The organism is Microcoleus sp. Pol1C5, from assembly GCF_036701115.1.
Classification (GTDB): Bacteria; Cyanobacteriota; Cyanobacteriia; order Cyanobacteriales; family Microcoleaceae; genus Microcoleus.
Window position 1 is genome coordinate 58360 of record NZ_JAUBQE010000035.1, and the last position, 20935, is coordinate 79294.

Here is a 20935-nt window from a genome sequence, read left to right on the forward strand (position 1 = left end):
TGACACCAGAGCTACAAATAAACCTGTTTCAAAAAATGAAACTCAAAAATATTAAAATTAGCTGTGCCAGAGGCAGTTTTGTATTTTTGATTTAAACAAGCAGGTAAAAGTCTTGGGATGTTGCCGTCGAAGCTGTCTTGCTTATTGGAGCGTTCGACGGCGACATTCAACTCACTAATTTACCTTTAAAATTTACAAGCAAAAACTACTTTTTTTCCCACTCAATCTCCTTATTATCCAAGATTAAGCCACTGCTGCTGGGAAAAGCATAAGGAATAGTTTTTGCAGAAAATTCAACTATTTGAGTTGGTTGTTGAAACCACTCGGAATAACTCGGGTTGAGTTGGTCGTACAGTGCTTTCAAAGTTTGGATTTCTGCCTCTAGCTGCGCTGCTGCTTGATTGATTCTACGAGCTTGTGCTTGCAAGCGTTTTTCCCCGGTTTGAACGTGGTTTTCCACTTCTTGCCAGTGCTGTCCGGCAAGCAATTTTTCTAGTTCACCTTGCTTGTAATTGAGTAAAGCCTGTTTTTGTTGCAGTTGCTTTTCTATATTTTTAGTCTCTCGGTCAATTTCCTGGATTTGCTGTAACCACTGCTCCCCAAAAGCAGCAGTTTGCTTGTGGAACTCGGCAATGGCTTCAGGAGTATTATTTTTGGGAAAACTGACTGCCACTCGGCACTCTGAGCGCTGTACGGCAAGTTTTTCCCGCGCCTCTTGCAGGGTGGCAACTTCTGCTTGCAGCGCGCGGACTTCTTTTTGGAGTTCTGGGATGGTCTGACTCATGGGTTCAATTAGTGGACCTCTGCATCGATTTTAAGCTAATTGTTTATTTTTCTAACAAGTCCCGGTCGCCTCCTTGCGGGAATTATCTAATTTTAGCGCTCCCCCCCGGTGTCTAGGCAGAATGGCGGATAATTTGTGGCACAATGGCTGATGACATATTTGAGATTAAGATTAAAATTGTAATTAGTTATAAAGCTAAATTATTTTTTTTGTAAAATTTAATTTACAAATCCACATAAATTCCGGATGGCTGGGTTTTCCTCTGGTAGAGAAACTTCTGCTAAACTTTTTGACATTATGATTGCTAAAAAAATATTTATAATTAGGAAATAGAGCCAATGAAAATAATTTTTCAATTAATGCTGGGATATTTCGCGGTTGCTATTTTTGGTGTGGAATGTGGCATAAATCCAAAAATATTACCGACAAGTCTAGGAGATGGGCATGGCACTCTCCCTGTAGCAGGGATTTTGATTCGGTCTCAGAAATATAGCTATTTGCGATCGGCATCTCGCCCCCTTACTTCTGCAAACGCCACATTATTTTTGGATAAATTATCCCCAATTGAGCCAGTACAATTACCGACTTACAATTATATACAATCTCAGGAAAGTCAGATCAAAGAACCTAACTTTAGCTTAAAAATAATCGGTAATTATCTGGTTTTAATTTTTTTATTAATCTCATTATTGATTAGGGGTAAAACAGTAAATATATTATCCAAGACTATGAGGTTAATTAAAACGAAGTCTGAAACAGATAATGACAAGCTACCAAAAGGAGAAAAAGTGTTGTATCCAAAAAAAGAGCTGGATATCTGGCATACTATTGCCCAAATGACCCAAGATTTGCAGCAAGCTGCCGAATATGCTCTCAATATTTGCGAGAAAATGAACGTCTCGATAATTGCGACCACCCCGGGCGGCCATATCCTGTCGTTAAACCAAGCTACCTGTCAACTTCTGGGATACTCTAAAAAAGAGCTGTTAGGCAAACCAATAGCTGGACTTTTTAAGAAAACTGAATCACCGCCACCCGAGTTAGAGTTAGCAAGTTTAACAGTCGAAAGTTCTGTCCGCAACGTCGAAAAAGTCTACCTTTCTAAACACCGAAAAAAAATAATTGTACAGCTTTCTATTTTAATTATTCGCGACGGTCAAGGCAAGGTCAGCGGCAAGTTATACATAGCACAAGATATTACCGATAGCAAGCGGGCTGAAAGAAATTTGCGACGCAGTGAAAAAAAGTTTCGCCAACTGATAGAAACTGTTAATGCTGTTGCGTTTATCTATCACCGCAGACAGTTCCGCTATGTCAATGCTCAGACAGAAGCTCTGACAGGATATACTCGCGAAGAATTGCTAGCATTGGATTTATACGACTTAATTCATCAAGATTTTATAGAAATAGTTAAAAACTGGGGTAAATCCCGCCACGCGCGCTCAACAGCAGGCTCTAAATATGAATTAATAATAGTCACGAAAACCGGAAAGTTGCGCTGGATTGAAGCAACTGTAGATATTATCAAATTTGAAAAAAAAGCCTCAATATTAATCACAGCATTTGATATCAGCGATCGCAAATTAGCAGATTCACAACTAGAAACATCTCTTTCGTTGCTTCAAGCAACCATTGAATCTACTGCTGACGCCATTCTGGCGGTTGATAGTGGAGGAAAAGTTATCACCTTTAACCGCAAGTTTGCCGAAATGTGGAAGTTGCCGGATTTCCTGCTGGATTCGAGAGATAACAACCAAATTTTGGGGTTTGGAATCAACCAGTTAAAATACCCGGAAATATTTCTCAACCGTGCTAAAGAATTGTCCGAGTGTCCCACAGAAGAAAGTTACGATCTCATCGAGTTGACAGATGGCAGGATATTCGAGCGCTACTCGTTGCCCCAGCGCACGGGAGGCAAAATTACTGGTCGAGTATTCAGTTTTCGGGATGTAACGGAACGGGTGCAATCCGAAGAAAAATTGCGCAAAAGCGAAGAACGCTTTCACCTGCTGACGCGGGCGACAAATGATGCCGTATGGGATTTTGATTTGTTAAAAAATGAGTATTGGTTAAGCGAAGAATTTGAAAAAGTTTTTGGATACAAGCTTAATGAAACTCAGACGATAGAATTAGAATCTTGGTGGCTAAATATTCATCCCGAAGAACGGGAACGAGTGATGTTAAGCTTCAACAAAACAATGAACTCAGACGCTCAATGTTGGTCGGAAGAATACAGCTTTCACCGTGCAGACGGGGGATATGTTTTTGTGCTCGATCGCGGCTATATCATCCGTAATGAAAGTGGCAAAGCAGTAAGGGCGATCGGTACGATGATGGACATTACTCAGCGCAAGCAAGCTGAAGAAATTATTCGCTATCAAGCTGTTTATGACCAACTCACCGGTTTACCGAACCGGATACTTTTTAACGAGCGGCTGCTGGCGTCCTTAAAACAAGCTAAACAAACCAAAAAAATGTTAGCTGTGATGTTTTTAGACTTGGACAGGTTCAAAAAAATTAATGATACACTAGGTCACGCTGCGGGCGATCGCCTTTTAGAAGGTTTTGCCGGACGCATCAGCGACACTTTGCGATCGACTGACACGGTTGCCCGCTGGGGAGGCGACGAATTTACCATACTACTTCCCGATATCAATTGCTTAGAAGATGCAGTTAAAACAGCTCAAAGAATACTCAACAATTTAAAGCCAGCATTTAAACTAGAAGGACAACCGTTTCATGTTAGCAGCAGCATCGGCATTGCTCTTTATCCAGATGATGGTGAAGATGCCGAAACTTTAGTCAAAAATGCCGATGCTGCCTTGTACCACGCTAAAGAAATGGGAAGAAATAACTATCAGTTATATACTTCAACAATTAATCCCCAAGGCAGCCAGTTACTAACTATAGAACACAGGCTGCACGAGGCTTTAGAACAGGGAGAATTTGAGGTTTTCTACCAGCCAAAAGTCAACATCACTACTTGGGAAATTCAGGGCATGGAAGCCCTGCTGCGCTGGCAACATCCACAATTAGGTTTAGTTACTCCCGCTACATTTATTCCGATCGCCGAAGATAACGGATTAATTGTAGCTATTGGGGAATGGGTGCTGCAAACAGCCTGCACTCAAAATAAAGCTTGGCAGGATGCTTTGCAGCCAGATTTGCGGGTAGCAGTCAACGTTTCGGCTCGGCAGTTCCAGCAATTTAATTTATTAGAAATGGTAGCGAATTGCTTAGAAAAAAGCGGTTTAGCACCCAAGTATTTAGAGTTAGAAATTACCGAGACTACAGCTATGCAAGATGTGGATTATACCACAAAAGTTCTCAGGGAGTTGCAGAATATGGGAGTGCAAATTGCGCTGGACGATTTCGGCACGGGTTATTGTTCTCTAAATTATCTCAAAAAGTTTCCCTTGAATATCTTAAAAATAGATAAATCCTTTGTCAGCGGATTGACGACCGATCCCTGCGAACGGGCGATCGCCAAGGCTATAGCGACGCTAGGGCGAGATTTGAACTTGAGCGTGGTAGCCGAAGGAGTAGAAACTAAAGAGCAGTTGGAGTGTTTGCGCGAACTCCACTGTCAAGAAATTCAGGGTTATTATTTCAGCCCTGCCCTCTCGGCTGGTGAGGCTAGCAAACTTTTGGTAAATTCTATGTTGAGGAAAGTGCAAATTGCTTAATTAGTCATTAGTTATTAGTTATGGTTCTTGACCGCGAATCTTAGTCTCCCGACTTATTTTCCTGCGCTGCACCCCCAACATCATCACTGCTAGAGCGCTGCAGCGAGCCTAAGTTATCCGGCAATTCGTTAAGATGCTTGGCCAAAAAGTGGCACAGCGCTCTTAACTTGAGGGATTTTCAGCTCCGAGGCATCAAGTCCTCGCTCCCGCCACCGCAGTTAAAAGCTTAGCTTGGTTAGGGACACGGCACGGCGTCGTGTGCTTAATGATGGTCGATCGCGATCGCCCGCCCTTGTTAAAACTTAAAATAGTGTGCAGAATAACGGACTTGTACCTAAAGACAGAGGAAAATATCGCTACCCCAACATAAAGGCTTTGTCTATGCAGCCAATTCGCACATTTAACGTTTCCCCTTCGCTACCGACAATTCTCGAACCCCTACGCAAGCTTGCCTACAACTTGCACTGGGATTGGAACGTCGATACCAAAGACCTCTTCCGCCGCCTCGATCGAGACCTGTGGGACTCCAGCAACCAAAACCCGGTGCTGATGCTCGGAACCATATCTCAAGAGCGACTGCAAGAAATGGCCGAAGACGAAGGCTTCATTGCCCAAATGAACCGAGCAGCCCAGCAGTTAGATGATTATCTCAAAAATCGCGCCTGGTACCGCAAACAGCGCGGCACCGAGCAGCAAGAATGCTACGCTTACTTTTCGATGGAATTCGGCTTAGTTAAAGCCCTACCAATCTATTCGGGCGGTTTGGGCGTACTCGCAGGCGACCACCTCAAATCAGCTAGCGATTTGGGCTTGCCCTTAGTCGGTGTCGGCTTGCTATACCAAGAAGGTTATTTTTCGCAGTATCTCAACGCCGACGGCTGGCAGCAAGAACGCTATCCGCTCAACGATTTCTACAATATGCCGCTGCACCCAGAACGCAATCCCGACGGTTCGGAATTGCGGATTGAGGTGGACTATCCCGGCCGCAAGGTGTATGCCCGGATTTGGCGGGTACAAGTGGGAACGGTTCCTTTGTACCTAATGGATACAAATATTGAACCTAACAGCCGCTACGACCAAGATATTACCGACCAACTGTACGGCGGCGATAAAACTCTGCGGATGCACCAAGAAATCATGCTGGGCATCGGCGGCGTGAAAATGCTCAAGGCATTGGGGCTGACAGTTACGGCTTATCACATGAATGAAGGCCACGCGGCTTTCATGGCTTTGGAACGCATTCGGATGCTGATGGAGGAATATCACCTGAGTTTCGTAGAAGCGGAACAGGTGGTGGTTTCGAGCAGTATGTTTACGACTCACACGCCTGTACCTGCTGGGTTTGACTTGTTCGAGCCGGATATGGTGATGCACTATCTCGGTCAGTATCCCAAGATGTTTGGCTTGTCGCAAGATGAGTTTTTAGGATTGGGCCGCGAGAATACTGGCGATTTGTCCGCACCTCTGAATATGGCAATTTTGGCAATTAAAATGTCGAGTTTTGTCAACGGGGTGGCGGCTTTGCACGGTGTGGTGTCGCGCCCGATGTTTCAGGGTTTGTGGCCGGGTTTGCCGCAGGAAGAAGTGCCAATTACTTCGATTACCAACGGGGTTCACGCTCGCAGTTGTGTGGCGAAGTCTACTCAGGAGTTATACGATCGCTACCTGGGCCCAGATTGGGAAATGACTCGCAAGGACGATCGTCTCTGGGACAGAATGTCGTCGATTCCTGATGAGGAACTATGGCGCAATCACGAACGCTGTCGATCGGAGTTGGTGGTGTTCGCGCGGGAGTGGCTGGAAAAGACTTTGCGCGAGCGCGGTGCGGCCCAAACGGAAATCGAACACGCGCGCGAGGCACTCAATCCGAAGGTGCTGACGATCGGGTTTGCCCGCCGCTTTGCTACTTACAAGCGGGCGACGCTGTTTTTGCGCGATGTCGATCGAATCATGCGGATCATGCGGGATCAAAATCGCCCGGTGCAGTTTGTGATTGCTGGGAAGGCTCACCCGATGGATATTCCGGGTAAGGAATTGATTCGAGATATCGTTCACTTCATCCGCGAGCACGAGACGATGAGCTCGATGGTGTTTTTACCGAACTACGACATTAACGTTGCTCGGATGATGGTTTCTGGCTGCGATGTGTGGCTGAATACGCCGCGCCGCCCGCGTGAGGCTTCGGGTACTTCCGGGATGAAAGCTTCGATGAATGGTTTACCGAATCTCAGCATCCTCGACGGATGGTGGGATGAGGCTGATTATGTTCGTACCGGTTGGCCGATCGGACATGGGGAATTTTACGAAGATACTAAGTATCAGGATGAAGTCGAGGCTAATGCTTTGTATGACTTGATGGAAAAAGAAGTTGTACCCCTATTTTACAACCGGGATGCTGATGGAATTCCCCGCGGTTGGACGGCGAAAATGAAGGATTCGATTCGCTTGAACTGTCCTTTCTTCAATACTGCTCGGATGGTGAAGGATTACGCGCGGCGGGCTTATTTCCCGGTGAGCGATCGATTCTTCACGATGACTTCGGATCATTGTACTCCGGCCAAGGAATTGTCTCACTGGAAGAAGCACGTTCTCGCGAAGTGGAAGGATATTAAGATTGAGGCTGTTGATATTTCCCAGGATAAGGAAGTTAAGGTCAATCAATCGATCTCGGTTAAATCTCGGATTAATCTGATGGGATTGACGCCTGCGGACGTGCAAGTCGAACTTTATCAAGGTTCGGTTGATGCTAACGGAGATATTGTCGGCGGCGTGCCGGTGGTGATGGAGTATTTGGGAGAAGATGCTAACAATGCTAGCCTTTATACGGCTGACATTACTTATACTTCTAGTGGTTTGCAAGGTTTGTCGTTGCGGGTTTTGCCGAAGCACGATAATCTCAGCAGTCCTTATGAAGCTGGCGTGATTCTCTGGGCACATTAAAGGAAGTTCGGCAACGGATTCTGTAACGGATGTAACGGATGTAACGGATGTAACGGATGGAAGGAAGAGGGAATCAGGAATCAGGAAGATTTTACCTATTCTCCCCCTCTCCCACTCTCCCACTCTCCTACTCTTTTTATCGAAGTTGGGGAATGACTATTTAGCCGATTGTGCAATGAGCGCCCAATACCACATTCCCCTCTATTTCCTAGTACCGGTGAGCGAGTATATAAGCGTACAGCAAGGCATCTCGGTGGTCTTCTAAGGCTTGGAGGGGGGCAAAAGTGGTGGGATTTCGGGGATGTTTGAAACACGGATGAACGCTGATGAACCCTGATTCTTATGCAGGATGTTTGCGAAATCCAGAGTTGGTTCGAGGATTGATCAATATCTACAATATACTGGCATAATTTCATCAATTAGAGTTGACATTCTGCCAGTTCTCCTTTTTTGTGGCGTTGCTGAATACCAGGTATAAATTCAAGATTTCGGAATTTTTATAAGCCCAGTCGGGTGAGTTTTGTAACTTCCGATAAAAGTTGATTCATACCGTGAATCAGCCAAGCCCAGAATCTATATCCATCAATATGAAATCCGCCGAACAAAATAGTGGTTCCACAATAGTCACACTTTTTCATACTGCGATTTCCTAAAATTGAAGGGAGCCTTGAGACACCTCTAGTTTACGTTATTTACCAACACCCGCTGGCTGCTGACGGTTTCGCACTTCCAGAAAAATCAACAAAGCATTAACATCAGCCGGATTTACCCCGCCAATTCTCGCCGCTTGGCCAATCGTCAGCGGTTTCACCTTAGCCAACTTTTCCCGCGATTCTTTGGAGAGAGTTGTAATTGCCATGTAATCCAAATCTGCCGGCAATTGTCGGCGTTCGTGTTTGGCAATGTCATCGATTTGATTTTGCTGTCTTTGCAAATAGCCGGAATATTTGATGTCAATTTCTGCACCATCTTTCTCAGCCAATTTCAGACTAGAATTGCCTAAATTGTAGCGTTCCAAGTCCACATAATGAAAACCAGGACGACGCAACAAATCAGCAAGAGTAATTGAACCTTTAATTGCTTGTTGAGTGTCAGCAAAAATTGCCTTGCCAACTTCCTCGTGCTCTTTCACCCGCGTCGAGTACAAGCGTTCCTTCTCTGCCACAATATTAGCTTGTTTGCGATCGAATAACTGCCAGCGGCGATCGTCAATCAAACCAATTTCCCGTCCCAGCGGCGTCAAGCGTTGGTCAGCATTGTCCGATCGCAATAATAGCCGATATTCCGATCGCGAAGTCAACATCCGGTAAGGTTCCCGCAAATCCTTCGTACACAAATCGTCAATCAAAGTGCCGATATAACTTTGCTCGCGAGGAAACACAATCATCTCCTGATTTTTCGCAAACCTGGCTGCATTAATCCCCGCCACAATCCCCTGTGCAGCGGCCTCCTCATATCCAGTTGTACCGTTCACCTGACCCGCGCAAAACAGCCCTTCGATCTTCTTAGTCATCAGCGTTGGAAAGCACTGAGTAGCCGGCAAATAATCATACTCCACAGCATAAGCAGGGCGCATCATCTCGCACTTTTCCAAACCCGGAAGAGTCCGCAGCATTTGCAATTGCAAATTTTCTGGTAAACCAGTAGAAAATCCTTGGATATAAAGTTCAGGAATATCTCTACCTTCCGGTTCAATAAAAATCTGGTGACTGTCCTTATCCGCAAACCGTACAATCTTATCTTCAATACTCGGACAATAGCGCGGCCCCTTCGCATCAACCCAGCCGCCGTAGACTGGAGAAAGGTGCAAATTGTCTCTAATTAACTGGTGAGTTGCTGGCGTAGTTCTCGTTAAATAACAAGGCATTTGTTCCCGTTCAATCCAAACTTCTGGATCGAAACTAAACCAGCGAACCTCTGTATCTCCCGGCTGCGGTTCCAGGTTGGTATAATCCAGAGTACGCTTGTCAACTCTTGCCGGAGTTCCTGTTTTTAACCGACCAGTTTCAAAGCCTAAACGATTGAGAGTTTCCGTCAAGCCAACGGCGGCAAATTCTCCCGCACGTCCGGCGGGCATGGACTTATTGCCCACCCAAATTGTGCCACCTAAAAAAGTACCTGTGGTCAGAATTACTGCTTTGCATTCAAAGGCGACGCCAAAGTATGTTTCAACTCCGATAACTTCTTCGTTTTTGCCCAAAACTAAGTCTGTTACCATCGCTTCCCTGATGGTTAAATTTTCTTGATTTTCGACAATATTATTCATTACAGCGGCGTATTCCCGCTTGTCAGTTTGTGCTCGCAGGGCCCACACTGCGGGGCCTCTCGAAGCGTTGAGGACGCGCTTTTGTAAGTAGGTGCGATCGGCCATTTTGCCAATTTCCCCGCCTAACGCATCAACTTCGTTAGTAAGTTGGGTTTTAGCCGGGCCGCCGACAGCGGGATTGCAAGGTTGCCACGCAATTTTGTCGAGGTTGAGGGTGAGGAGAAGGGTGCGACAGCCGAGGCGAGAAGTGGCGAGGGCGGCTTCGCAGCCGGAGTGTCCGCCACCTACTACGATGATGTCGAAACTGTCTTGGAATTGTACTGGTGTTTGTGCGGTCATTCGATTTTAGATTTTAGATTTTAGATTTTAGATTGAATAATACAGATCTGGCAAAATTAGGTTTTAGTTTCCTTAATTAAAACTCTTCCTCTCCCTTAGTGTAGCTGTTTTCTTCAAACATCGATGTTAATCCAGTAATTTTTACGGGGGGTCGATCTTTGAATTCTACGACAAATGACAACTCCCCACCCATTGCCGCGATATAACTTTGCAAAGTAGATACCAACAAATCCGCACGGCGTTCGAGGCGCGAGACATTTTCTTGACGCATATTTAATAATTCTGCCATGCGAATCTGAGTAAATTTCCTTGCTTTTCGTAAGTCTTGCAATGTCATTTCTTCAGCCATTAATTCAACCGATCGCTTTTCGACTATTGCTCGTTGTTCGGGAGGCAAATTCTCCATAATAGTCTTCAGGCTAATTGTCATCTGTTTCTGGCCCCATTAATTTATTCAAATGACCGGTAAATCTACTATCTGCTATCTTAATTTGAGTAAAGTATGCCTTACATAGCATATTATAGGCAATAGTCGATCGAATAACAATATTTATCTGCACCCTTCGCGTCTTCGCAGTTCAATCATTCCGTACAATTGCAGTTTTGCGCTATGTTAGACAAAAAAATCTCAACAAGCGTACACAAGTGAAATACTTCTTCTTATCTGACGGCTGGAAAGTAGGGCGCGTCTGGGGGGTAGGTGGCGAGTGGAGTCACGCCGCCTGGAGGCGGGCGCCGGACATCCAACAGCTCAACCTCTGTCTTTCCGATCGCAACGAAAAAATGTGGCTCTACCGCGTAGAAGACGCCGTACTCATGGTAGAAGTCCAACCAGCAGTCCGTCCAGATCCCGCCGATCCTGCCAAAAATATCGGCAACGTCACCCTCACCAGACTGATCGATGCCGAGCAAGTCCTCGAACGCCTCGGGACGATCGCCGCCCGCTGCGAAATGGGCAACCCGCAACTAATGTAATGCTCAACATATTGCAATCGGTTCTAACACTCGATACACTTCTTTAAATAACTTTCATTTTTATGCCTCCACCTTTGAAGGTAGATGGCAGTCGGCAAAAGGCAGAGTTTAAACCCTGCAGGTAACTGCTGGGGATTCAGAATCTGATTTTTCCGTAAAAATAGACATCATCACTTACACCTTGGAGAACCGCAGTCAATGGGACTACCCTGGTATCGCGTACACACAGTCGTCTTAAATGACCCAGGCCGATTGATTTCTGTACACTTAATGCACACTGCCCTCGTGGCAGGTTGGGCCGGCTCAATGGCCCTTTATGAACTAGCAGTTTTTGATCCCACAGACCCAGTTCTGAATCCAATGTGGCGTCAAGGGATGTTCGTGTTGCCCTTCATGACTCGCTTGGGAGTTACGGGCTCTTGGGGCGGTTGGAGCATCACCGGCGAAGGTAACGTCGATCCGGGCTTCTGGTCCTTTGAAGGCGTCGCTGTCGCTCACATCGTTCTATCGGGCCTGCTGTTCTTAGCAGCAGTTTGGCACTGGGTATTTTGGGACTTAGAACTTTTCAGAGACCCTCGCACCGGTGAACCAGCCCTCGACTTGCCAAAAATGTTTGGCATTCACCTGTTCCTCTCCGGCTTGCTCTGCTTCGGCTTCGGCGCATTTCACCTTTCGGGACTTTTTGGTCCGGGAATGTGGGTGTCCGACCCCTACGGCCTGACCGGTCACGTCCAGCCAGTGGCGCCTTCTTGGGGCCCTGAAGGCTTCGATCCCTTCAATCCGGGTGGCATCGTGGCTCACCACATTGCAGCGGGCGTAGTCGGCGTAATTGCCGGTTTGTTCCACTTGACAGTGCGGCCGCCGGAACGTCTTTACAAAGCCCTGCGGATGGGGAATATCGAAACTGTACTTTCTAGCAGTATCGCTGCCGTGTTCTTTGCAGCCTTTGTGGTTGCAGGTACGATGTGGTACGGTTCTGCTGCAACTCCGATCGAACTTTTTGGCCCGACTCGCTATCAGTGGGACAGCGGCTATTTCCAACAAGAAATCGATCGCAGAGCTCAAGCTAGCTTGGCCGGTGGCGCTAGCTTCCAAGAAGCTTACGAACAAATTCCCGAAAAATTGGCTTTCTACGACTACGTGGGCAACTCTCCTGCTAAAGGCGGTTTGTTCCGGGCCGGCGCGATGGTCAATGGCGACGGTATTGCTAAATCTTGGCTGGGTCATCCAGTATTTACTGACAGCGAAGGTCGGGTATTGTCGGTTCGCCGCCTCCCCAACTTCTTTGAAACTTTCCCAGTAATTTTGACGGACAAAGATGGGGTCGTTCGCGCTGACATCCCCTTCCGCCGTGCTGAATCAAAATACAGCTTTGAACAAAGCGGAGTTACCGTCAGCTTCTACGGTGGCGAACTTAACGGTCAAACCTTTAATAATCCTCTAGATGTTAAGCAGTTTGCTCGCGCTGCTCAAAAAGGTGAAGTGTTTGAATTCGATCGCGAAACCTTGAATTCTGACGGCGTTTTCCGCACTTCGACTCGCGGTTGGTTCACTTTCGGACACGTTTGCTTTGCTTTGCTGTTCTTCTTCGGCCATATCTGGCACGGTTCTCGGACTATTTTCCGCGACGTGTTTGCTGGAGTTGAGGCTGACATGGAAGAACAAGTCGAGTGGGGCTTGTTCCAAAAACTGGGCGACGTGACCACCAGAAGAGAAGAACCTCTCTAAATTTCGCCAGCCTCTGGGTAGGGGGGAAACTTCCCCGCTACACAAAAACCCGGTTTCTTGAAGAAACCGGGTTTTTTTAGTTAATAATAAAACCAACAATTAAGATAAAATAATACGGCAAGGGAAGATAGGGAAAATTTAACATGGAAAGCGTTGCTTACATTTTGATTCTGGCTTTAGCCTTAGGTGTACTATTTTTTGCGATCGCCTTTCGGGAACCTCCCCGGATTGGCAAATAATTAGCTATACGCCTCCAGCAAGTCCAAAATATCTTGAACCGGACTGAGGTTAGCCCGCATCATAGTGATCTAATTTGGTGCGGGACTATTTCACCGCTGTGTGCTAAGTGATTTTTCTAGTCCAGCCATTCATCAGACCCCAGGCGGTTAGATGAATGGCAATTTGCTGGCAATGCCTGTTAAAATCAGCAATCATGCGCTGTTCCTCCTGCCAACACACAAATAGCCGCGTTCTAGAATCGCGTTCAGCCGAATCAGGTCAAAGCATCCGTCGGCGGCGTGAGTGTTTGAGCTGCCAGCACCGCTTCACAACTTACGAACGCATAGAATTTGTGCCGATTACGGTGATCAAGCGGGACGGCAAGCGCGAATCTTTTGACAGGTCAAAATTAGTCAGGGGATTGATTCGGGCCTGCGAAAAAACAGGTTTGTCTTCCGGGCATCTCGAAACCCTAGCCGAAGAAATCGAGGCCCAACTCCAAGGTCGATCGCTGCGAGAAATCGCCAGTTCAGAAATAGGGGAACTGGTGCTGTTGCACCTGCGGCCGCTCAGCGAAGTCGCTTATGTCCGTTTTGCCTCGGTATATCGGCAATTTCGAGGCATCCGAGATTTTGTAGATACCCTAAATCACCTTCAGAATCCCCTCAACGAAGCTGAAGATACAGCAACTGGGACAAATTTTGACGCAGATTTGCCGGATTTGGAAGCAGTCGATCGAGAAAGCCCAGCATCCTGCGCTAGTCCCAGCTAAGCTAGCTTAAATTAATTTATAGAAATATTCTGGGAGATTGAAAACCGTGTCGCGAGGAAGGCCGGGAGGAATAGCGACTCAAGGGACTCTCCTTCGAGCGAGTGTTCTTTTTTCTCAGTAAGAGTGCTGGGTGTGATATGATCGTCATCGGTCTAAAATAGAGTATAACTAGACAACGTAAAAACTTAACTGGATTAGTTGAGTGCGTAGTCACACCTAACGGTGCTGCAGTTTAGGAAAGCTCGCATTTGAACAAAACCTAACTAAAGATCGGTGACTAATTAAATACGGTAGGGCATACCGAAATTTACGCTTCTGGAGAAACCGACCTCTACTTAGACTGGAGTCATCCTGTCGCCAGCAAGTCGGCTCGTTGAATGAAGAATCTCAGTTTATTTATACCTGAGAGTGTCAAAATAGTCTACTTGACTCGGAATGTTAAGATTCAACGTTTTAACACAGAGTATGGAGTAACAGTAATGGCAAGCGCTGGTGTGCAGTTGCACCTGGCAAAAGTTAGCGAAAACTGACTTTAGTAAAAGATTTTGAAAAAAGTTAATCGCTTTTTCACCAAAATCTCTAATATCTGCCGGCACAAACGAAAAACATGAAGGAGAGAAATCCTAGGAAACTATTCGCATGGTCAATCTCAAAACCACAGTCAAAGACATCGGCTTTACTCACGAAGATTTTGCAGCCCTACTTGATAAATATGACTATCACTTTAGCCCGGGCGATGTAGTAGCGGGTACAGTTTTTAGTATAGAACCCAGGGGCGCTCTGATTGATATCGGTGCTAAAACAGCAGCGTACATTCCCATTCAGGAAATGTCGATCAATCGAGTCGAAAGCCCTGAAGAGGTATTGCAATCAAACGAAACCAGAGAATTTTTCATTCTAACCGATGAAAATGAAGACGGACAATTAACCCTGTCCATCCGGCGCATCGAGTATATGCGGGCGTGGGAAAGAGTGCGACAACTGCAAGCAGAAGATGCCACAGTACGATCGCAAGTATTTGCCACCAACCGGGGCGGCGCACTCGTGAGAATAGAAGGCTTGCGAGGCTTTATTCCCGGTTCTCATATAAGTACCCGCAAACCGAAGGAAGAATTAGTCGCCGAAGAATTACCATTAAAATTCTTAGAGGTAGATGAAGACCGCAACCGCCTAGTGTTGAGTCATCGTCGCGCCTTAGTTGAGCGCAAGATGAACCGCCTCGAAGTCGGGGAAGTCGTCATCGGTACAGTACGCGGTATCAAGCCTTACGGTGCCTTTATCGACATCGGCGGCGTCAGCGGCTTGCTGCACATCTCGGAAATTTCACACGATCACATCGATACGCCTCATAGCGTCTTCAATGTCAACGACGAAGTGAAAGTGATGATCATTGACTTGGATGCCGAGAGGGGCCGGATTTCTCTCTCCACCAAGCAGTTGGAACCGGAACCGGGCGCGATGGTCAAAAATCGCGAATTGGTGTACGAAAAAGCTGAGGAAATGGCAGCTAAGTTCCGCGAGAAAATGCTGGCTCAAAAGCAAGCTAAAGCAGGCATAGACATTCCTGTAGACTCCATCGATGCTGATGATGACCTCTCCGACGAACTCGAAGATGTGCCCTCAGCAATGGAAGAGGATCTGCCGGAAGTAGCACCCGAAGCAGCACCCGAAGCAGCACCCGAAGCAGTATTAGATGTAGAGGAAGAAATCCCTCCTGCGACGGAAGAATAACATCGCACTTAGTGTGATTAAAAGAGGGAAAATTCCCTCTTTTTTTTTTAGTTAGTCATTAATTATTAGTCATTAGTCGCTGCTGGGTAGTTGACAATTCCCAATTCCCAATTCCCAATTCCCAATTCTTAATTACCGAGATTTAATATATTTCTGTAGAGCGATGCAGTGAGAGCTCTTTGAATTAATACAAGTTGCAGATAGCTCTGCCTAAATAAACATGGCTTTCAGGCTGCTAATTTGTTAAGATTTATAAACATCAGGGACATTCGCACAGGTGAAAACCATCAAAATGCTGAGGCAAGAACAAAGCAGAGAAGCAAACTATACAACAAAATGCTTATAAATTTCTTGCCCTGATGCTCTGAGGCAAGCCGATAATGAACATCGAACTATTAAAAGAAAAATTAGAACAGCTAAAAAAACGTCCCAATTGTAGCAAAGGAACGATCGACCAAATCGAAAAATGGTTAATCGGTTCCCACATTTTGCAGAGATTGCGGATTAACCCTTACTACGTCGCAGGGGATACAGTCAAGAATATTAAAAGAATTACTTCGGAATTTCTGCACGGAGTAAAATCGGGCGCCTTCGACTTGCACTGGGATATTCACTGTCCCCACTGCAACATGATTACAGAAGAATTTAAAGACTTGGCAGACACATCAGAAATGTCTTTGTGCCCGATGTGCGAGCGCGAGTTTAAAATTGATTTGCTCGATCGCGTCGAAGTTACTTTTTCCCTAAACAAAGAAATCGAAGACCCGCAACTGCGGCCCGTCTGCGCTCCCCCTCCCGTACTCCAGAGCAAACTGCAACTGGTAACGCCTTTATACTGCACCGAATCCGAGACTGTCACCTTAGAAGAAGGTAGATACCGTTACTGCTGTCCCCTGACTTTAGCTAAAGGGATTTTAAAGGTTGAAGGCGAAGAAACAGAAGAAATACAAGAAATTAAACTCCAGCAGTTAGCCGGGCCAGATTTTGACAAAAAAGAGCTCGCCGTGCGTCCGGGAAAAGTTAAGATTGAACTAACTAATACCGAGCACAATTTGTCCGGGTTGATTTTGCATTCAGATGAATTGCCCGATGAATTGACAGTAGAACAACTGCCCCTGCGGCTGTCAGGAATGCAACTGCTTCATCACCCGGATTATAAGCGTTTGTTCGGCGATCAAGTAATATCGGAAAGAGAGCGAGTAAAGATTCGGGCGATTACTATTATGTTTACTGATATTACTGGTTCTACCAGAATGTACGAAACACTGGGAGATACTAAAGCTTACAATATTGTGCGCGACCATTTTGAAATTTTCTTTGAGTCGATCGAGAATTTTGGCGGTAAAGTCATTAAAACCATCGGCGATGCCGTCATGGCTTCATTTATCAGCAACGAACAAGCAATTATGGCGGCCGTCGGTGCTGTGGCCCGTTTCAGAGAATACAATTCAACTCGGCAACAAACAGAGTGGATTCAAGTCAGAATTGGTATTCATCGAGGTACGGCTTTGCTCGTAAATCTTAATAATTCGATCGACTATTTTGGTTCCACAGTCAACAAAGCTGCCAGGATTCAAAATCTTTCTAAAAGTGACGAAGTTTCGTTTTCCGAAGATGTTTACAGCGACCAAGCATTTTTGACAGCATTAAAAGCTGCTGGAGTGTCCGAAATTCACAAACGAGTTGAAGATTTAAAGGGCATACAAGGGGCACAAGTCACCTATACTGCTAGAATTAATACGGAATCAGTAATCGCACTTTCTGCTAAACTGGTTGCCGAAAGAAGCTAAGCAGGTAAGCAGATATACTACTTAGTTATTGCCAGCCTCTCGTTGCGATCGTCCCGACAGCAGATAGAGTTCTTCGATCGCCCTCAAAGCATGGCTGCAAAAGTTTAGCTCATCCTGAAGCGACTGCCGTTATAATGGCAACCTAAGCTCTGATAAAAATAGTCTGAATTAATCAGCCGCACGCTTACCAGATATGTTGGCGGCTCAATAACTGAAGTCGAGGACTTCACATCATGACTTCTCCTCAATTATCTCCAGAAAATACACCCGAATCGATCGCACCACCCGCCCTCGATGGGGAACAATTAGCCGAAACCGATGCCCCCTTTCCCATTGTTGGGATTGCCGCCTCAGCAGGAGGGTTGGAAGCATTCACGCAGTTACTGAGCCATTTACCGAGCGATACGGGTATGGCGTTTGTGCTGATTCAGCATTTAGCCCCCGATCACAAAAGTCTGCTGAGCGAGATTCTCGCGAGAACGACGCAAATGCCTGTTAATGAGGTAAAAGACGGCATAGCTGTAGAGCCCAATCAAGTCTACGTTATTCCGCCCAACACCAAGATGGTGGTATCTAACGGCGCGCTGAAACTATCACCCCGCGAGAAGATTTATGGCAAATATATGCCGGGAGATGCGTTTTTTACCTCATTGGCAGTCGATCGCGGACACAAAGCAATCGCCGTAGTATTATCCGGGGGAGACGGAGACGGTTCACTCGGGCTCAACGCCATCAAAGCAGCCGGAGGCATGACTTTTGCTCAATGTCAAGGCACGGCAAAATTCGATAGTATGCCGATTACCGCTGTTGCCACAGGCAATGTCGATTTCGTTTTGCCACCGGAAAAAATTGCCGAGGAATTGGCAAACTATAGTCGCAATCCCCTTCTCACTGGTTCGCTTTACCTAAGAAAAGTTGAGGAATCGCCCGAAGAGGGAGAGGCCCTGGCAAGTATTTTTGCGCTGCTAAAATCGACCACCGGCGTAGATTTCAGCCACTACAAACCCACGACGATCGCTCGACGCATCCAGCGACGGATGGTGCTGTACAAGCTCGATAGCTTGGATGATTACGCCCAACACCTCCGACACAATTCGGCTGAAGTCAAAGCTTTGTATGAAGAAATCTTGATCCACGTTACCAGTTTCTTCCGTGACCCGGAAGCCTTTGAAAAGTTAAAAGAGCTGGTTTTCCCCACGATTACCCAAAATAAATCTGCCGAAACTCCGATTCGGATTTGGGTGGCGGGATGTTCCACAGGTGAAGAAGTTTATTCGATCGCCATTTGCTTGTTAGAGTTTTTGGGCGATCGAGCTATCCAGCCACCGATCCAGATTTTTGCCACGGACATTGGCGAACAGGCGATCGACAAAGCGAGGTCTGGCGTCTACTCAGAAAACCAGATGGTAGATGTTTCACCAGAGCGACGTACTCGCTTCTTTATTGCCCAAGAGGAAGGTAGCTATAGAATCAGCAAGGCAGTCCGCGAACTCTGTATATTTGCCCGACAAGACTTAGGCAGCGACCCGCCTTTTTCCAATCTCGATTTAGTTAGCTGTCGCAATGTGCTGATCTACTTGGGAGAGTCATTACAAAAAAAAGTGATGCCGATTTTCCATTACAGTCTTAACCCAACGGGCTTTCTCCTGTTAGGCACTTCTGAGAGTACCGGAGAATTTTCCTACTTGTTTACTTCAGTGGATAAAAAGTGTAAAGTTTATGCGAAAAAGTTGACTGCGAGTCCTCCCTCTTTTTCGTTTACGCCGAGTTCCTATCCCGTCGCTAAAGCTGCTCAACAGCAGGGAGCGAATGAAGAAAAGTTGATAAATAGCTTTGACTTACAGCGAGCAACTGACCAACTGATTTTGAATCGCTATTCCCCACCAAGTGTGGTTGTCAACGAGCAGATGAAAATCATGCAAGTGCGGGGAGACATCGATCCTTACTTGAGAGTGGCAGCCGGAACGCCGGACTTAAACTTGCTGAATATGGCAAGGGCAGGCTTGCTGGTTGAGCTTCGCACCGCGATTTATCAGGCACAAACGCAGAACGTAACCATTAGGAAAGAAGGGGTATTGCTTGAATCGGGCGGACGATCGAGTCTCGTCAATTTTGAGGTGATGCCCTTCCGGCCACAGGCAGTCGAAGGACGCTACTTTTTGGTGGTATTTGAAGATGGTTTACCGCCGCTGCTTAACTTGAGTACCCTCACTTCTGAAAGCTTCGAGCAAGCTGATTTAGTGCGCGAAATTGAGCTGCGGAGGCAGCAACTTGCAGTCGCTAACCAAGAAAAAAATGCCGCTCAAGCCCAACTGCAAGCGGTTATCCAGGCTCAGGAAAGTCTCAACCAAGACCTCAAAGTTGCGAACGAAGAAATCCTATCGAGCAACGAGGAGTTGCAAAGCACCAATGAGGAGTTAGAAACTGCCAAAGAAGAGATTCAAGCCACTAATGAGGAACTCACTACCACTAACGAGGAACTTCGCAGCCGAAATATTGAACAAAGCCTGGTCAATAACGATCTGATAAATTTGCTTTCCAGTATCAATATCCCTATCTTAATGCTGACAAACGATTTACAGATTCGACGTTTTACGCCAACGGCACCGCAAATTTTTAGTCTGATTCCCACAGATGTGGGACGACCCTTTAGCGACATCCGATCGACTCTGAACGTGAACGCTCCCGACTTGGAACAGATGATTTTGGAGGTGATTGATACTCTCCAGACGAAAGAACAAGAAGTTCAAACTTTATCGGGATATTGGTACAACCTCCGCATTCGTCCTTACCGGACAACGGAAAACCTGATTGACGGTGTGGTCATGGTTTTGATAGATATTGACGCGCTCAAACGCAGTACCAAAACCTTAGAGGCAGCACGAAATTATGCTGAGGCGATCGTGGAAACTGTGCAAACGCCTTTAGTGGCGCTAGATGCTAATTTCCGAGTGAATAAAGCAAATCGAGCCTTCTATAAAACGTTTCAGGTTTCATCCTCAGAAATAGCGCAATATTCGCTGTTTGAGCTAGGAAACGGGCAGTGGAATATCCCCCAATTACGATGGATATTGGAAGATATTCTGGTTAGTGATGTTCAGCTTCAAAACTTTGAGTGGGAGCACGTTTTTGAGCAGATAGGGCAGAAAACTATGCTGCTTAATGCTTGTAAACTTCAACAAGAAGACCAAGCTTTAATGATTCTGTTGTCGATCGAGGATATCACCGAGCGCAAGCAGTTGGAGATACTACGATGGCAGTTATTGGAGCAGGAACAGTTGGCCCGCCAACAAGCAGAAAGTGCTAACCGTGCTAAAGATGAATTTCTCGCGAATCTCTCCCACGAACTCCGCAATCCCCTGACTCCGATCCTGGGATGGGCACAAGTCCTGCGCTCCGGCGTGCTTAAGGAAGCAGCGGCTAATCGCGCTCTAAAAGTGATCGAGCGCTGCGCTAGGACGCAATCTCAGTTAATCGAAGATATCCTGGATATTGCCAGGATTACGAGCGGCAAGCTCGCTCTTAATAGCAGTTTGATGGATCTGGTTTTGGTGGTGCAAGCTGCGCTGGATGGGGTTGAATTATCAGCGGAGGAAAAAAATATTGAACTTGTTTCGCAGTTGAGCGGTGCGACTGTTTTAGGTGATGCTGCTCGCTTGCAGCAAGTTGTGTGGAATCTTCTGTCTAATGCCATTAAGTTTACTC

At 46.3% G+C, this 20935-nt stretch carries 12 protein-coding genes; 9 read left to right on the forward strand and 3 right to left on the reverse strand.

Annotated elements, in window-relative coordinates; all coding sequences use genetic code 11:
• Positions 1 to 205 precede the first annotated feature (205 nt).
• Complete coding sequence (locus tag QUA23_RS19550; protein ID WP_333073808.1) at positions 206 to 784, reverse strand: hypothetical protein; 579 nt, start codon at positions 782 to 784, stop codon at positions 206 to 208.
• Between the two features lie 338 nt (positions 785 to 1122).
• On the opposite strand from QUA23_RS19550, the gene QUA23_RS19555 reads away from it, so the two are divergent.
• Both QUA23_RS19555 and glgP read left to right on the forward strand, forming a co-directional pair.
• Positions 1123 to 4470, forward strand: coding sequence for an EAL domain-containing protein (locus QUA23_RS19555; RefSeq protein WP_333073809.1), 3348 nt, complete (start codon positions 1123 to 1125; stop codon positions 4468 to 4470).
• 381 nt (positions 4471 to 4851) lie between these two features.
• Positions 4852 to 7410 (forward strand): alpha-glucan family phosphorylase, encoded by a 2559-nt coding sequence (gene glgP, locus QUA23_RS19560; protein ID WP_333073973.1) that lies wholly within the window; start codon positions 4852 to 4854, stop codon positions 7408 to 7410.
• Positions 7411 to 8098: 688 nt separating this feature from the next.
• Here glgP and mnmG read toward each other — a convergent pair.
• Both mnmG and QUA23_RS19570 read right to left on the reverse strand, forming a co-directional pair.
• Entirely contained in the window at positions 8099 to 10015 is a 1917-nt protein-coding gene (gene mnmG, locus QUA23_RS19565; RefSeq protein ID WP_333073811.1) for a tRNA uridine-5-carboxymethylaminomethyl(34) synthesis enzyme MnmG, read from the reverse strand.
• Positions 10016 to 10091: 76 nt separating this feature from the next.
• Positions 10092 to 10445: a transcriptional regulator gene (locus QUA23_RS19570; protein WP_333073813.1), complete on the reverse strand. Its 354-nt coding sequence runs from the start codon at positions 10443 to 10445 to the stop codon at positions 10092 to 10094.
• Between the two features lie 215 nt (positions 10446 to 10660).
• Between QUA23_RS19570 and QUA23_RS19575 the strand changes: the two genes are divergently transcribed.
• From QUA23_RS19575 to QUA23_RS19605, 7 genes are all read left to right on the forward strand, one after another.
• A complete protein-coding gene (locus tag QUA23_RS19575) occupies positions 10661 to 10990 on the forward strand; it encodes a hypothetical protein (RefSeq protein WP_039887994.1) in 330 nt (109 codons plus the stop codon).
• 198 nt (positions 10991 to 11188) lie between these two features.
• Positions 11189 to 12718 (forward strand): photosystem II chlorophyll-binding protein CP47, encoded by a 1530-nt coding sequence (psbB, locus tag QUA23_RS19580; protein ID WP_333073814.1) that lies wholly within the window; start codon positions 11189 to 11191, stop codon positions 12716 to 12718.
• Positions 12719 to 12861: 143 nt separating this feature from the next.
• Entirely contained in the window at positions 12862 to 12957 is a 96-nt protein-coding gene (locus QUA23_RS19585; protein WP_083622085.1) for a photosystem II reaction center protein T, read from the forward strand.
• Between the two features lie 194 nt (positions 12958 to 13151).
• Positions 13152 to 13709, forward strand: a complete 558-nt coding sequence (nrdR, locus tag QUA23_RS19590) for a transcriptional regulator NrdR (protein WP_333073974.1) — start codon at positions 13152 to 13154, stop codon at positions 13707 to 13709.
• Between the two features lie 639 nt (positions 13710 to 14348).
• Entirely contained in the window at positions 14349 to 15440 is a 1092-nt protein-coding gene (locus tag QUA23_RS19595) for a 30S ribosomal protein S1 (RefSeq protein ID WP_333073817.1), read from the forward strand.
• A gap of 380 nt (positions 15441 to 15820) precedes the next feature.
• On the forward strand, positions 15821 to 17230 hold the full coding sequence (locus QUA23_RS19600) for an adenylate/guanylate cyclase domain-containing protein (RefSeq protein ID WP_333073819.1): 1410 nt from the start codon (positions 15821 to 15823) through the stop codon (positions 17228 to 17230).
• A gap of 233 nt (positions 17231 to 17463) precedes the next feature.
• The coding region (locus QUA23_RS19605; protein WP_333110477.1) for a chemotaxis protein CheB at positions 17464 to 20935 on the forward strand (3472 nt) is incomplete at its 3' end.

Coding starts and splice junctions, on each gene's coding strand:
- QUA23_RS19550 (WP_333073808.1), bottom strand. CDS start 784: ATGAGTCAGACCATCCCAGAACTCCAAAAAGAAGTCCGCGCGCTGCAA.
- QUA23_RS19555 (WP_333073809.1), top strand. CDS start 1,123: ATGAAAATAATTTTTCAATTAATGCTGGGATATTTCGCGGTTGCTATT.
- glgP (WP_333073973.1), top strand. CDS start 4,852: ATGCAGCCAATTCGCACATTTAACGTTTCCCCTTCGCTACCGACAATT.
- mnmG (WP_333073811.1), bottom strand. CDS start 10,015: ATGACCGCACAAACACCAGTACAATTCCAAGACAGTTTCGACATCATC.
- QUA23_RS19570 (WP_333073813.1), bottom strand. CDS start 10,445: ATGACAATTAGCCTGAAGACTATTATGGAGAATTTGCCTCCCGAACAA.
- psbB (WP_333073814.1), top strand. CDS start 11,189: ATGGGACTACCCTGGTATCGCGTACACACAGTCGTCTTAAATGACCCA.
- QUA23_RS19585 (WP_083622085.1), top strand. CDS start 12,862: ATGGAAAGCGTTGCTTACATTTTGATTCTGGCTTTAGCCTTAGGTGTA.
- nrdR (WP_333073974.1), top strand. CDS start 13,152: ATGCGCTGTTCCTCCTGCCAACACACAAATAGCCGCGTTCTAGAATCG.
- QUA23_RS19595 (WP_333073817.1), top strand. CDS start 14,349: ATGGTCAATCTCAAAACCACAGTCAAAGACATCGGCTTTACTCACGAA.
- QUA23_RS19600 (WP_333073819.1), top strand. CDS start 15,821: ATGAACATCGAACTATTAAAAGAAAAATTAGAACAGCTAAAAAAACGT.